Consider the following 13,724-nt stretch of genomic DNA (forward strand, 5'->3'; position numbering starts at 1 on the left):
CTTATTCCGGATGTTTGCCGGCATATTTCTCGATAATGCTGTCATACAGCCGCGGAGCGACCCCGGAATAATAGCTGACAGGGTGGTCGACACTGGGTGCGGCGAGCGCCCGATAGGCAGCCATGTCGAGTTTTTCTGGTGATTTCCTGGCTCTGGACAGCCAGGCGTCGAATTCCTCCTTGGCCAGTGCCCGCACCGCGAAACGTTGCTCGGGAAACCCGTGACCGCTGTACTGCATATTCCGGCCGCGAAAACAGCCGGGTTTGTCGGCGAGCAGGTGCAGGCGCGTCTGCATGCCCGCCATGGCGTAGATCTGCCCACCAAGGGCGGGAATGAAGAAAGAGTTCATCACCGTGTCGGAGGTGATTTTCAGACTGAGCGAGCGGTTGCTGGGAAAAACCAGCTCATTGACCGACGCGACGCCCAGCTCGGGGTATATAAACAACCACTTCCAGTCCTGCGCGATCGCTTCCACCTCGAGGGGCTCGGTGCCGGAAACCAGTTGCCGGTAGGGATCCAGTTTGTGGGTTTCGGTCCACAACAGGTATCCCAGGACCACCACGATCAATGCGGGTACCAACCAGATGATCGCGTCCACTTTGCCGGAATAGTACCAGTTGGGTGTGTAGCGCCCCCGGCCACCCGAGGCGCGATAGCGCCAGGCAAACAGGAAGGTCATCACGAAGACGGGGACAACCACGACCAGCATGACGAAAACCGCCGTGAATAGCAGGTCGCGCTCGGCCAGTGCCACGGGGCCAGCGGGGTGCAGAATGGGCGCGCGAATCAGGTTGCAGGCATCCATTGGCAAATTCGCTCAGGCAATCCCTTAATTGGCTTACTCCAGCCTAGTAAAGACGTTTTTGCCGCAATTGGCGGTAGGGCGCCTCCGGTTTTTATTCTCGCTATTCAAGTTGGACAGATATAAGAGGGACGAACCAGTGGTTCGCGCCCAGGGGGCGGACTCGGTGGATGGGCGCGCCAGCGTCTCAGTCGCTGCCGCGCCTGCGCATGCCGCAGGCTGTTATCCCTCAGCTGCGAATGGCTATCTGAGAACTTCCGTCAACCACTGCTTTAGCGGCATGACCCACTCATCTCTGGGCAGATAAAAAGCGCCATGCTCTTTGTCAGTCGTTATGGATAGTTCGGTGAAGCTTGTCGCTGCATTGCTGCGCTCATGCAGAAAATCGCACGAGCCAACTTGGTCTGATGTTTCAAAAATGGAGAGAATATTGCCGTAAAGCCGAATTTCTTTGTTGCTTGCCACTGGGCCGGCACAACCTGCCAAAATGGCAAAATTTATCTCTCTGTTTCTTAACTCATTTGAGGTGATGATTGTAATCACGCCACCCTTCGAAAATCCGACAAGCGCAATATGCCTGGGCGGGACGCCAGCATCTATTAGAGTGTTGACGTCGCTAGCCAGTTTCCTTGCATATTCAAATGGGTTGGTGTTTTTGCTGCGATGGTATGCAATAAGATTATATGACTCGTCACTGAGCTTATTCTTTACCGCTGGAAAGTCGTATACACCCAATTTGGGGTGTACTGGCCTCTCATCGTCGCCCTCCACACTGGCCTCTCATCGTCGCCCTCCACGATGCGCCCATGGGAATAGAATACGTAATTCTGCTCCGGATCTATTTTTAATGGTAGGTTCGAATAGATTTGGGCGGAAAAGACAATTGGCGATAAAATGAATAAAACTACGCTAAGAAACAATCTGTTCAATGGCATGTTCCTTCCGCTCATAACAAGATGGAGCTCATTTTTCCGGCGGTTAGAATTTGAGGTGAAACGAAGGGTGTTACCCGCTCGATCATCGTCGCTAGCAGCTAACTCTCTAAAGTTCATTTTTATACCGTTCGATCATATCTTCCTGTGATTCCGGTACTTCATTGAGTGCAAGCTGGTCGTTGATCATTGCCCCCATAGTGGGAAACGATGATCGAGTTATGCGACATTCCGGGTCCCAAAGCTTAGAACGCATTAGCGCCTTGGCACAGTGCAAAAATACCTCTTTGACCGTTAACTCTATGCAGGTTTTTGGAGGGTTTCTTTCTGGTGTAAAAAGGCTCAGGTGGTTCGAATCCGTGGATATTCTAGCAACGCCATTTATCCTTAATGTCTCGTCCACACCTGGAATCAGGAAAAGACAACCGATATTGCCAGTGTGAATTATATTTATCAGGCTATCTAGCCGATTATTGCCTTTTGCATCTGGTATCACGATACAGCCAGGATTTATGACTTTTGCAAAACCCGGGCTTCCCCCTCGAGGAGAGCAATCCGCCAATCCAGACTTTCCATATGTCGAAATTAAAGCGAATGGGGAGTGCTCAATGAAATTGATCGCATGTTTTTCTAAAGCATTTAGTTGCTTATCTTTGGCTCTGCCTTTTGGAAAGCCATATAGCTCTCTAAGGTTTTCTTCTGATTCAATGTACATGACTTTCCTTTGTTGCTTGCGGCACCAGCAAGGCCGGTTTGCTTTGTGCGTTTATTGAACAGAGTTGGAGTCAAAGGCTCGGAGCAATCTTCGTATGGTTGCTTAATATTACAAGGACAACTGCGGTTGCTTAGTTTGTCCGTCGCCGGATCCGTAGCGTTCCAATCCTTTTAAGACTCATAATCTCGATCTGTTCAACATAACGCCTTTAGCCAATGTCGTTTGTGAAAGGCTTCTCAGCAACATATTTCCAGCCAACAACATAGCTAGCAGCCGCAGCAAAGATTGTAATAAACCAATTATGCCACCCTTGGTGTGCAAAAATTCCCACCAGTATGGCGAACAGTATGTAGCAGCTCTGCTCTAACTGCTCATATTTCATTTCTAGTTCTGAAATTCTGTCCTCTAAGACTTCCTCACTCATGTGTTTTCCTTTGGCATTTGACGCTAAAACTCAACCTCTGATAGGCAGCAAAGCGGGATAACGCTCATCTGCAGTACCCTGTTAGGACCGTTTAAGTTATGGATGGATTTTTTCGCTATTGTTTAGCATATCAATAAATTGAGATATTTTCTTTGCACGCGTTTCGGCCCTTTTTGCATTCTGGATCCTGAACAGAATTGCGTACTGGTTTTTTCTATTGAGGGTATCGAAGAATCGCTTTGCCTTCGGATTTCTGTTTAGAGCTTCCTGTAAATCATAAGGTACCGTTGACGTGCTCGCAGATGAATAAGCGGCTTCCCAGCGCCCATCCTGCTTAGCACGATTGATTTCTCGAAGTCCAGTTGGGCGCATCCTTCCGGCTGATATCAACGCTTCAGCTTTTGCCTTGTTAATCTTTGACCAAATGCTTTTAGTAGTTCTAGGGGTGAACCGCTGAAGCCAATAGTGCTCACCTTCTGCTTGCTTTTTGCCATCTATCCAGCCATAACAAATGGCGGTTTCAAGAGCCTGAGCATAAGTAAGGGTTGTCTGCTTCGCAGATTTTTTCGCTATGCGAAGCCAAACTCCGCTGACAACCTCTCCATTTGAGCTAAGCCATGCTTCCCAGCCCTCCTGATTGGCGAACGTGATTTTGGCGTCGTTCATATCATACCTGTACACGTGTGAGGCCTAACGTCGTTCGCAGAAGCAGCTTGCTTTGTGTGTCTTTTTCGCGAAAATGAGAGTGTAGCGACCGTGTAAAAGTCGCATAAAGTAAGGTATCGGCTGTTACACCTTGTTAGTTGTATCATTACCTAGGACTTGCCGTAGCTGCACACTCTATTGATTTTGCTACATTTCACGCTTGTAAATTCTATAACGTGGCAAAAGTGAGTTTTCTTTCCTTTTCTGTCACGAACGTATCCATTTATAGAGCCAACTTTTCCATGTGACGTTACGTGATCAATATTTATAGAAGTAATGCCATTTTTAATTTGCTTTATGCGCCTGGAAATATACTCTCCCTCAGCTACACTTCCATCATCAAGCTCCCAGACCACCCCCTCAGATAGAACCTCACCAAAAAACTCAGGATCTCCGACCTCTAGAGCAATACCAATTTTTTCAATGAATTTGTTCTTGGGAGAGTTTCCGCAATCTCTACTTCCAAATATCTCAACCATGCGCGAGACTCCTGGTTGCAACTAGCATTGCCGACAGCGGTAGCTTACCTTACGCAAAAAGTGCAAAAAGTTGGCTGTCTTCTGCATTGCCGAGTTACGCCGCTGTGTGGGCGCCATTCTTTGCTAGACTCTCTGCAGCTTCTGGTTCAGTCCAAGTCCAGGAAAACCAAACAATAAATGATGTGGTCGCAATTTCTATGATGGCAAAGAAAATGTAATGGAGGCTTCCTCCCATAAGTAGCGTTCCAGCCATTACAAGCGTCATAATTGAACCGCCAATAATATTTGCCAGTCGGTTAGCTTTATGCTTCAAAATCCTGGAAAGCAATACCAATAAAATGGGAATCTCTAATAGTACGGCAGCGCCCAATAACGTTGGTTCGTCCATAGTCATTCCGTCTACTCCGCCGGTCGAAATTAGCGAGTTCAGCATTTCGGGGGACATTAGTGACAAAACATCACAGTATAAATAGTTCAGCGTGACAAATATCCATAATGTGGACAAAATCATCCCTTTGTCTTTGACTGTCATCCTAAGACTCCTTTGTAAAGTTAGTTAATCCGCATAAAGTTGCTATCTGCGGCGGCAGGTGCGTGTTTGGCGCGAACCCATTCGTCAGCATGGCCTGGTTTTGTTTTAGTCCTATCAAACTTGCGGGCTCCTTTTCTCCAGAAAAACACTGCGATGATACCGACCACTAAAGGCAGAACAATTCCAAACTCGTCTACAAACCAAGCTGAATTTGAAGTACTCCCTGTGATGGGTGTGAAGAACTTCTGTAAGAAGGCGTTGTGACTCATGTGGAAAACAACTGCGGGCCACAGGCTGCCTGTTTGGTAGCGGATATAGGTCATCACAACCGACATAGACAAAATGCACAACGAGAAGCACGTTATCTGATAGGCAATGGGAACCTCTGGATTTTTGTAGAACCCCAAGAGCATGATAGGCCAGTGCCAGACGGCCCAAATCAACCCGCTTATTAGGGATACTTGCGAAAAACTGAGTCTCATGGAAAGCTCCGGCACGAGCAATCCACGCCACCCGATTTCCTCTCCTAGAACGCCGGGCAATATGAGCGCGAAGCTCACTGTGGCCGTTACAGCGAAGCGAAATGCAATGATTGCGCCGTCTGTCCAATGGTCGACTTGATATCCACTGCGCAACGCCTCAACGAAGCTCTGATCGTACCAATTTCCCAGACCAAGCCCCCAAATAGCAGCATAAGCGATTAGGCTGTAAGCCAACGGAATTAGATAACTAATCCATTGATATTTCCAAGTTCCCCAGCCCCAGCCCAGCGATCCGAGACAGCGTCGGCATAAAAGACAGGCGCCGATCGCAGCAAGCCCGACTGTGAACATCAGCGGACTTGGGCTTTGCAGCCTAACAAGCAGCCACAAGCCTAGGGGGTATAGGCATGCAGTCAAACCCAGAAAAATAAGTATAAGACGGTATGAACTAGTCACTAAGTTGGCACTTCACAGTTCTTGAAAATGAAAAATAACGCTGCGAGCAGCGGCAGCTTGCATTGGGTGCTTTAAATGCACAAAGTAAGCTTTCCGGTGGAGGCCGCTGGCCCGCAGGACCGGAACGGAATCTCGCCTTGTTAGCCACTGCTACTTCACCGCAGGAGCACAGCTGTTAGATTGTCCCTCTAGACCTCCAGCTGAGGAGCAAAGGTACCGTTTGCCTTGGCAACTGGCAGTCCAAATACCTTCGTTATTATTTCCGATATGAATAATTTCTATCACATTATCTTTCGGCATACACCCTGTATGGCCTGCACTGATAATTTGAAGGTGGTCAGTCATTGCTTGCGAATTAACAATTTGTTCCTTAAAAGAACTGCATGCAGAAAATACGGGAAAACTCAAAATAAGACTTAGGGTTAAAAATCCTTTTGCTTTCATATCCAATTTCCTTAGATGGCTAAGGCCTCCAGCAGGGGCCCGAAGGGGTTGCGCGATCCTGTCTGGATTTGTTAAATGTTTCACCATGATAACCAGTGGTACTTATGTGCAAGCTTACCGTCTGCACTGAAACAAAACGCATATTTTCTGGGTGGCTTCAGCGCGTTCTCGTACCAGGCTTCTTTAACGCACCCAGAAATTCTTTGTTCTTGAGACTTTTTAAAACCTCGCTCTGGCCCTTCCGTGGCATCAGTGACATATGACGGTTCGCCTGCCAAAGCTAGCAGCCGATCATAGGAGTTTCCTTTTAGGCGACGATTACATAGCTTCAGTAGAACCATTTTTGCCTGGGAGTATGTAGCCGCACACACTGAGAACAAATACGAAAAGGCTGAAAGCAAGTACCTTCTTATTCATGATCACAGCCATGACATTTAACAGTGATATAGTGGTCGTCACGCGTTATCACCTTGGGACATATTCAAAGATGAATATGGCGCCAGAATGTTCGTAATCCCTTGCGTCGTCAAGGCCTCAGCCAATTTGGCTTACGAGTAGCACATTGCAAAATGTGGTCGTGACGACCACTATCTCACATTCGCAGCTAATTGCTAAGCTTCTGAAATACCGTGTAATTCTGGAATCTACGCGATTTCCTTTGAGATATCGGTCCCACCGCCGAAATTGGCCTCTTGATCTGGTCACATTCCGCTGGCCGTATAAATGTTATACAAAACTTGCCGCTTATTCTCGCGCAGCAGTGGCCTGTTACTGGATATGTACGAATTGTGCCTGGAGGATTCGACAGCGGGCTTACCGGGCTGGCGACGGCAAGAAGCGGATGCAATGTTACGCAAATTCTGAAAATGACTTTACGGCTATACGGGCGCCCGGGAGACGGATATCCTGACCCGTGTTAAAAGCAATTTACACCATAAGTAGCCGACTGACGGCACAGGGGCAGCACATCGCATTGTGTAAAAAAACGATAATCGCCTGCGCACGGCCGCGCCCAATATCCGGTAGCTGTTGCCGCTCTTGTGCTGTATGCGCAGACAAGCTGGAATAATCCTCGCCTTATCAAAGTTCGACCGGCAGATGCGAAGCCACCGGCATAACCAGTCCTGTCATCCAATTGCAAAAGCCGCGTGCGCGAGCCGCGCGGAATTGCGCTGGAGGTTCTGCGCGCGTGTGGCGCCGATACCGGGCAGCTGTGTGAGGGATGCGATGGGTATATCCAGCCAGGCGACCAGATCTGGCAGTAAGCCCGCATCAATCAACGCCTGCCAGCGCTTCTCCCCGATTCCGCGAAACCCCAGCTGGCCGCCGGGCGGGCCAGGAACTGCTCTCGGCAGTCATTAGCTGGATGCCAACAGGTCAACGGCTTGTAGTCGTCCGGGGCGGCGATCTGTAGTGGCTGGTGCTGACTCATCGGTAGTATCACGTCGACAATCTGCGGAATCACCTGTCCAAGCAGTGCAATACGCAGCTGATGGCCATACAGATGCTCTGGCTTCGCCGCTGGACACTTGGAACCGTGCGGTGGTAAGCAGCGACTACTGCGATGTCGATTGCTATACGCTCACTATTCTGGCCTGAGCTCATCTATAATCTGAGCATCTACCCAGTAGATATCTACGTGTCTCTTTTTGCCGTTTATACGTTCATCATCACGTCTATCAAAGAAGAGAAACTTTCCATCGGGTGAAACACTCGCATAGTTCTCGGCGCTGTCAGTATTTATCTTATCGTCCATGTTGATGGCGGGGCCCCACGAGCCATCGACCGCTCTAAAGCTGATATAGAGGTCAGATGAGCCATGACCACCTTGCCTCACACTGTCCCAGACTATGTAAGATTCATCAGGTGCAATGAAGGGGTGGGCATTGTACTTACCAATGGCAAACTGCTGGCCCAGCGACTTTGGTTGTTCATATTTCCCATCTATCAAACGTGAATAACGCAGAGGGGTATCCAACTTTTTGGTATAGGTATCAAAATAATAAGTGCCGCTGGAAGACGAGGAAAGTCGCATAATGGCGATATCTTCGAAAGGTTCACTGAGGCTTTTTAGCTCCGACCATCCCGCACTGGTGCGCTCCATATATTGTTTTTGAGAATAGATGGTATTCCCATCGGTAGAAATTGATGGCTCACTCACTCCCGTTTTGGCAACAGACTCATGCCATAGGCCATTTTTATATTCAATAACAGTCAATGTATAAGAATCATTTATTTCATTACCCCTAACGAAATAGAAGGCATTCATACCTGGGGCAAACATGCCTTCAATTTCACGGTGCTCTTTTGTATTAACAATACCGGGAGCGAAAATCTCGGGCACTGATCCGGGTACCTTTTGGCCAAGATAGGGGCCTTTAAGGGTTTCAATCTTATCTTTACTAAAACTGTTGCTACTCATAGTTAGAAAAGAAAGTATAAGAATGGTCGAAATACAAATACCTTTCATAATTTATTCCTACTTTTAAGTTAACAAAAGCTCTACTTTTACCTTGAATTGAATTTCTATTAACGCCCGAAGAAGGCGCGCCGCCTTTTGGCGTCGATCCTGCTGCGATTGTTATATGGTTCACTTCCTGGGCATGAGGTCCTCGATAATCTGCGCATCGATCCAGTACAAGTCTGATTGAGGCTCGCCATCGCCGCCTGCTCGCGGCACCATTCTATTGAAGATGAGATATTTGCCGTCAGGGGTGACTTGTGGGCCTCCTTCTTCAGCTTCTGTGTTTACTTCGTTCCCCAGGTTAATCGCTTCACCCCAGGAGCCATCTGGCTGACGAAAGCTGATATAGAGGTCGGAATCGCCATATCCGCTCTCTCTTTCACCATTCCACATAATGTAGGACTCGTCTGGTGCGATGAACGGATGGGCATTCCACCTGCCGGTGTTAATCTCTCTAGGGAGCGGTTTGGGCGCTTCGCGTTTGCCATCAATAAGCCGGGAATAGCGGATGACGCCGTCGCCGTCCGGCCCGCCCACCTCGTCCAGAACCAAGGTGCCGTTGCGGGAGGCAGTAAGGCCCATAATGCGTATTTCTTCAAAAGCAGAGCCCAGGCTTTTCATCTCTGACCAGCCTGTCTCGGTGCGCTCCCTATATTTGGCGCCAAAATATAGGGTCTTTCCGTCTGGCGAGTAGAAAGGTATGCGAGCTCTATTCGGAGCCGCTATCTCATGCCATCTGTTGTCCACTTTTTTAAAAGTGACAGATTCTGTTTCTCTTTTTCCGTTACTCACGCGCCATCGGATGACATAAAATTCATTCATGTCTGGGGAAAAACGACCAGCATCCCCCCAATCTTGTGTATTAACAATGCCGGGTGCAAAGGGTTCAGCGGTCAAGGCTGGCGGATTCTGCCCAATATAAGGGCCTTCAAGGATTGGAAATTCATCTTGACTATAACTATCGCTACTAATAGTGAGTACGGAAAGCAGCAGAGTAACTGAAATACAAATATGCTTCACAATTTCTCCTTATTTGAATACAGTTGAACAAGTATCCAACTTAACCAAGCAGGCTTTAAAATACCTGATGTTCCTGTGACTGTTATCTGATTTAGTGATGACGGCTAATAATCAACCTATTAGGTGCACAAGGTAAGATGTCCCGCGGAGCCCCGAAAGCTAGGAGGCTAGGAGGCTAGGAGGCTAGGAGGCTAGGAGGCTAGGAGGCTCGGAGCAAACTGCCTGAGATTGTTATGAGTGAATCTCGCTCAACGCCACCTACGAGCACCATCACAGTTTTTTGATACCCAAATTTCAGCATATGGGATGCCAATAGGAAAATATGCTTTAGCAAGTAATTGCCCAGTATCAACCTTGGAAATTTTTACTTTATGCAAAATTTTTCGCTCTATTGGATTGTCCAATGTTACATGGACTAAACCTTTCGCACACTCAAACTCTACTCCAGAGATCTCGCCGATGGCTTCGTACTTTATCGGGCCTTTTAATGCCAAGTAGAATGCAAAACCTGCAAAAAAAGTGAAAGTTACTACGCTGGTCCTTTTCATATTTCTACCTGCGCAAACTCATAACGCCCTAATCAGACGATAGGTTAGCGGTCAGCTGTATTAGTTTGTTGCATGTCATTGTCCCGCTCAATTAATGAAATTGTTCTTTCTATAAACCTCCTAAGCGCTTTTTTAGGTAGGGAAAGATTAAATCTTTTCACTATCTCGTCAATCTCTGGGGCTTCCATTATCTTTTGTACACTTTTTCCTTCTCGATGGAATACCATTACCTTCTCAAACCACTCAACTGTGTTCTTTTTGAAATCTCGCAATGCGACCTTATTCGTGGGATTACCATGCCCGGGTATTATTAGGCTATCCTCATTTCCTATGCTTAGAATAGTATCAACGGCCATATTAAAGCCATTAAGTCCTCCTGCATAAAAAGTAGGGTGCCAACTGCTGTCAAATACATCTCCAACAAAAATGCTGTTACTTTCTACATGATAATAGATTAAGTCATTTTGAGAATGAGACGTCACTTTAAATTTTAGGAGGCCAGCAATATCAAAATTATTTCTTATAAGCTTAGATCCGCGATCAGTGAAAAATTCATTCCCTCCCGAATGATCGGTGTGTTCATGTGTATTTAAAATAAAGGCAATTGGTTTTTTATAAATTGCTTGAACAGTTTTATTGAGTTCGTCTAATTGACCTTTGCCCGGCATTGGGTCAATTAAAACAAGCCCTTCGTCTGTTGAAATCAAACCGATATTGGTGTTGTAATTTTGCCCTTTTAGAAGATACATCTGTTTAGAAATTTTCTTCGTATCAACTCCAGCAGACAGAGAAAAATCGCTTAAGAGTGACAAGTAAATGACTATTAATACTCTAAATGGCATCTCGGTGAATCCCTTTATTTAGGGTATGTAACGCCGTGCTTAGGCGCCGTAGTGAAGCTCAGCGGAACGGAGGTCCCAGCGCTACGACTGCAGCACCTTGTTATGTTTGATTGCCTGGTACGTTCCTTGAGCCAACAGGCAGCTTAAATATAAAACTATTGCAATTGTGCCAAGCAATACGGGCCATGTTGCAACGTACATGTGCGATGCACCCTCATAGTACTCTGGTCTCTCACGTACAAATAGCAAATAGAACCAAGCGAGCAACCCCAACCCAAGCACAAAATCAGATGCCATACGATAGATATTGATACCAGAAATTGTAAAACGAGTTTTCGCTGATATTAGAAACGTTATACCAGCTGGAAGGCCTGTGGCGAAACCAGCGACTAAAGCAGAAACGACTACATTTGAATGAACTTCTGAAATAGAAGCATGACGCAGAAAGTCCAAGAGTACGTTTGTGCCAGCCAGTGCCATTAATATTGAGATCAATATTATTCTCGCCATACTCTCAAATCTCTGCGAAAACATAACGCCCGCAGCAGGGGCCGCCGGCGTGCAGCGTAGGCCGTTCCGTGGAAGCCCGTAGGGCTGGAGCATTTTTCCTGCGATTGTTATGTAGACTTTTCACTCAACACTCCATTTTCGTACCTCCATACCCGATTGATATTTGGTTCACGAGTAGGAAATGAGAGAATTAGACCATTCTCGCTTTCTGAAATGTTTGGAGTATCACTGCAGGTTCCAAACTCTTCAGTAAGGCTATTCTTCTCTTTATTGGGATCTAGAATTCTGAAAAATGCAGGACAGCCACTACCGCCAGTAGTTATCTGAATAATTAGATACTCTTTATCTCCCCAAAAGTATGAATCGTTGCTTTTGTTAAACATAAAGCTCAAAATTTGACCATCGTCCTTTAGGGCGGATTCACCATTCATTAATATCTCATAAGTCCAACTATCTGGATCGCTCAGGAGCTTAACGTCAACTTTGTTCGATTTTATGTGTAACTCCTCAGAATAAGCTGAAGAGCTAATTAGCGACACAAAAACTAACACCAAGAAATATAAATTTTTCATTATCGTTCCATATAAATAACGTCGCGTTCTGCGGAAAATTTAGAGAGCAGCGACTTGTTAACGTGCTCCCGAGATAGTCCTTGAAGGATTGCCCTTTTGGTCAAGGAAAACTATCTCTGCCTGACCTTCCGGTGTAACTTTCAATTCAAGCCTAGATTTTCCGTGACCATCAAGGAGCCGTAGCACTGAGTCTTTGGACGCAGACTTGCCAAGGAATACACGCTTAGTGATCGGATAATCTCCCTGCTCAGAAAGGCGTGTATCCTCCTCTGAGAAAACAGGGCGCTCTATACCGTCTACTACATCGTTAAAGGTGAGTCCAGCAAAATGTTTGCCGCCCTCATCAACACCAAGCAACTGCAGTTGTTGGTCTTGCTGGTATCTATCGAAAGTTAAGCTCAATCCGCTGGAAGGCTTTCCATCATTGCGGAGTGAGCCATTGAAGATCAGCCCACCATTCTCGGTGCCCTCATCGTTGAAGAACAACATCCCGGCCATTGGTCGCGGATGCTTGACTTCCTTGTTTTTGATGAAGACACCTGGAAAAAGTGTACGATTAGAAATCGTTAAACGGATCGTGCCATCGGGCTCTTTGATATTGATCCTTTGAACGTCAATCGTATCAAATACGGTATTACGGACGGATTCCCATCCCATCAGAACCCCTGATAAGGCCAAGAGAATAGCCACAACGCAATAAATAGTAAGGCGTTGCTGGGATTTCTTAAGCTCGAGGATTTCTCGTGCTAAATCTTGTTCGTCCATATTAACAACCTAATTATTTCGAAATTCGCTAACGCCCTTGCAGCGCTTGTTCAGCCTCCCGTCGGCTCCAGATTCTGCTTCTGTTCCTCGGAAGATATGCTGCTTTCGATCCACGCTATGTAATGAGAAATGCGAACATTATTTCCGCCATCACCGTAACGCACTCCGCGATACGTGCGTAAATCTCTTTGAATGGAATCCCAAGAAACAAGGCCAGCAAGCTGCCATTGCCGTTCTTCCATGATAAGGACGGGACTTCCGCTATCACCGTCACCCGCCATGCCTTCTAGTGGAATGGCAGATTTTGGAGAATCAAACGTGTAGGAAATCCAGCGCGTATAAACACTAGAAATGACGTTGAAGGCTCTGCGTAAGGTGGTGCGATGTGGACTGTGAGGTTCCACCCCCTCATTGCCATTGCCGGTGGCACCCTTGCCGATTAGCTGGACAGTTCTGCCAATTTCGTTGCTGCCACGATAAAGGGAGATTGGTTTGACATCAGTAACAGGTGCTTTCAACTTAATAAGCGCAATGTCGTCGGACGACGCGAGAAACTCCGCTAACTTAGAGCCGTCTCCTGAGGCTAACGCCTCTTTAACAAGAGTCGCAGGTGTCATCTTGAATCCAGGATGAACAACTACGGATTCAACTTTACGAGGCAAGCCGTTAATCATAATCTCTTGGATATGCTGCATATGAACTACATGCGCGGCTGTAACAACCCATTTAGGAGAGATCAGAGCACCGTGCCCTTCGCCTGGAAAATCGGCCAATGCTGGTAGTGCAGAAGCCGGAATTTGATACTTCTCATCCGCAATGTCATCACGAATGATAATAGCGCTGGCTGTTGATGATACGGCGAACAGGGCCAAGAACAGATATTCCTTTATATGCTTCATACCGTTGATATCCTTCATGTATTCGCAAATTTTGTGCGGGAGTGGTCTTACCCACAAAAAGTAGACGCTCTAACTATGCGCATTTGCGCTCATACTCATCTGGGCTTATGTAACCCAGTGTAGAGTGCCTACG

General features: G+C 46.9%; 17 protein-coding genes. All 17 read right to left on the minus strand.

Annotation, left to right across the window (positions count from 1 at the left end; genetic code table 11):
* Position 1: 1 nt before the first annotated feature.
* The 17 genes from cyoA to IG168_RS13250 all read right to left on the minus strand — a co-directional run bounded on the left by cyoA (position 2) and on the right by IG168_RS13250 (position 13,591).
* Positions 2-805: a ubiquinol oxidase subunit II gene (gene cyoA, locus IG168_RS13170; protein ID WP_193164861.1), complete on the minus strand. Its 804-nt coding sequence runs from the start codon at positions 803-805 to the stop codon at positions 2-4.
* A gap of 240 nt (positions 806-1,045) precedes the next feature.
* Positions 1,046-1,573: an alpha/beta hydrolase gene (locus tag IG168_RS13175; RefSeq protein WP_226876945.1), complete on the minus strand. Its 528-nt coding sequence runs from the start codon at positions 1,571-1,573 to the stop codon at positions 1,046-1,048.
* Positions 1,574-1,843: 270 nt separating this feature from the next.
* A complete protein-coding gene (locus IG168_RS13180; protein WP_193164862.1) occupies positions 1,844-2,449 on the minus strand; it encodes a pyridoxamine 5'-phosphate oxidase family protein in 606 nt (201 codons plus the stop codon).
* Between the two features lie 208 nt (positions 2,450-2,657).
* Entirely contained in the window at positions 2,658-2,873 is a 216-nt protein-coding gene (locus IG168_RS13185) for a hypothetical protein (RefSeq protein ID WP_193164863.1), read from the minus strand.
* Between the two features lie 96 nt (positions 2,874-2,969).
* A complete protein-coding gene (locus IG168_RS13190) occupies positions 2,970-3,539 on the minus strand; it encodes a YdeI/OmpD-associated family protein (protein WP_193164864.1) in 570 nt (189 codons plus the stop codon).
* A gap of 149 nt (positions 3,540-3,688) precedes the next feature.
* Positions 3,689-4,057: a nuclear transport factor 2-like protein gene (locus tag IG168_RS13195; RefSeq protein WP_193164865.1), complete on the minus strand. Its 369-nt coding sequence runs from the start codon at positions 4,055-4,057 to the stop codon at positions 3,689-3,691.
* A gap of 94 nt (positions 4,058-4,151) precedes the next feature.
* Complete coding sequence (locus tag IG168_RS13200) at positions 4,152-4,589, minus strand: DUF6326 family protein (protein ID WP_193164866.1); 438 nt, start codon at positions 4,587-4,589, stop codon at positions 4,152-4,154.
* A gap of 20 nt (positions 4,590-4,609) precedes the next feature.
* Positions 4,610-5,422 carry a CPBP family intramembrane glutamic endopeptidase gene (locus IG168_RS13205; RefSeq protein WP_193164867.1) on the minus strand — a complete coding sequence of 271 codons (813 nt, stop codon included), beginning with the start codon at positions 5,420-5,422 and terminating at the stop codon, positions 4,610-4,612.
* Between the two features lie 255 nt (positions 5,423-5,677).
* Positions 5,678-5,971 carry a hypothetical protein gene (locus IG168_RS13210; RefSeq protein ID WP_193164868.1) on the minus strand — a complete coding sequence of 98 codons (294 nt, stop codon included), beginning with the start codon at positions 5,969-5,971 and terminating at the stop codon, positions 5,678-5,680.
* 1,585 nt (positions 5,972-7,556) lie between these two features.
* The gene (locus tag IG168_RS13215; RefSeq protein ID WP_193164869.1) at positions 7,557-8,441 is read right to left on the minus strand and encodes a TolB family protein; all 885 of its coding nucleotides are present in this window, start codon (positions 8,439-8,441) and stop codon (positions 7,557-7,559) included.
* Between the two features lie 120 nt (positions 8,442-8,561).
* Positions 8,562-9,455: a TolB-like translocation protein gene (locus IG168_RS13220; protein WP_193164870.1), complete on the minus strand. Its 894-nt coding sequence runs from the start codon at positions 9,453-9,455 to the stop codon at positions 8,562-8,564.
* 248 nt (positions 9,456-9,703) lie between these two features.
* Entirely contained in the window at positions 9,704-10,003 is a 300-nt protein-coding gene (locus tag IG168_RS13225; protein WP_193164871.1) for a hypothetical protein, read from the minus strand.
* A gap of 44 nt (positions 10,004-10,047) precedes the next feature.
* Positions 10,048-10,845: an MBL fold metallo-hydrolase gene (locus IG168_RS13230; protein ID WP_193164872.1), complete on the minus strand. Its 798-nt coding sequence runs from the start codon at positions 10,843-10,845 to the stop codon at positions 10,048-10,050.
* An 81-nt stretch (positions 10,846-10,926) separates the two neighbouring features.
* Positions 10,927-11,355: a hypothetical protein gene (locus IG168_RS13235; protein WP_226876946.1), complete on the minus strand. Its 429-nt coding sequence runs from the start codon at positions 11,353-11,355 to the stop codon at positions 10,927-10,929.
* A 107-nt stretch (positions 11,356-11,462) separates the two neighbouring features.
* Complete coding sequence (locus IG168_RS13240) at positions 11,463-11,927, minus strand: hypothetical protein (protein ID WP_193164873.1); 465 nt, start codon at positions 11,925-11,927, stop codon at positions 11,463-11,465.
* 57 nt (positions 11,928-11,984) lie between these two features.
* On the minus strand, positions 11,985-12,692 hold the full coding sequence (locus IG168_RS13245; RefSeq protein WP_193164874.1) for a hypothetical protein: 708 nt from the start codon (positions 12,690-12,692) through the stop codon (positions 11,985-11,987).
* A 50-nt stretch (positions 12,693-12,742) separates the two neighbouring features.
* Positions 12,743-13,591, minus strand: coding sequence for a S1 family peptidase (locus IG168_RS13250; RefSeq protein WP_226876947.1), 849 nt, complete (start codon positions 13,589-13,591; stop codon positions 12,743-12,745).
* Positions 13,592-13,724 lie beyond the last annotated feature (133 nt).

The sequence above is a fragment of the Microbulbifer hainanensis genome (assembly GCF_014904735.1).
GTDB classification, from domain to species: Bacteria; Pseudomonadota; Gammaproteobacteria; order Pseudomonadales; family Cellvibrionaceae; genus Microbulbifer; species Microbulbifer hainanensis.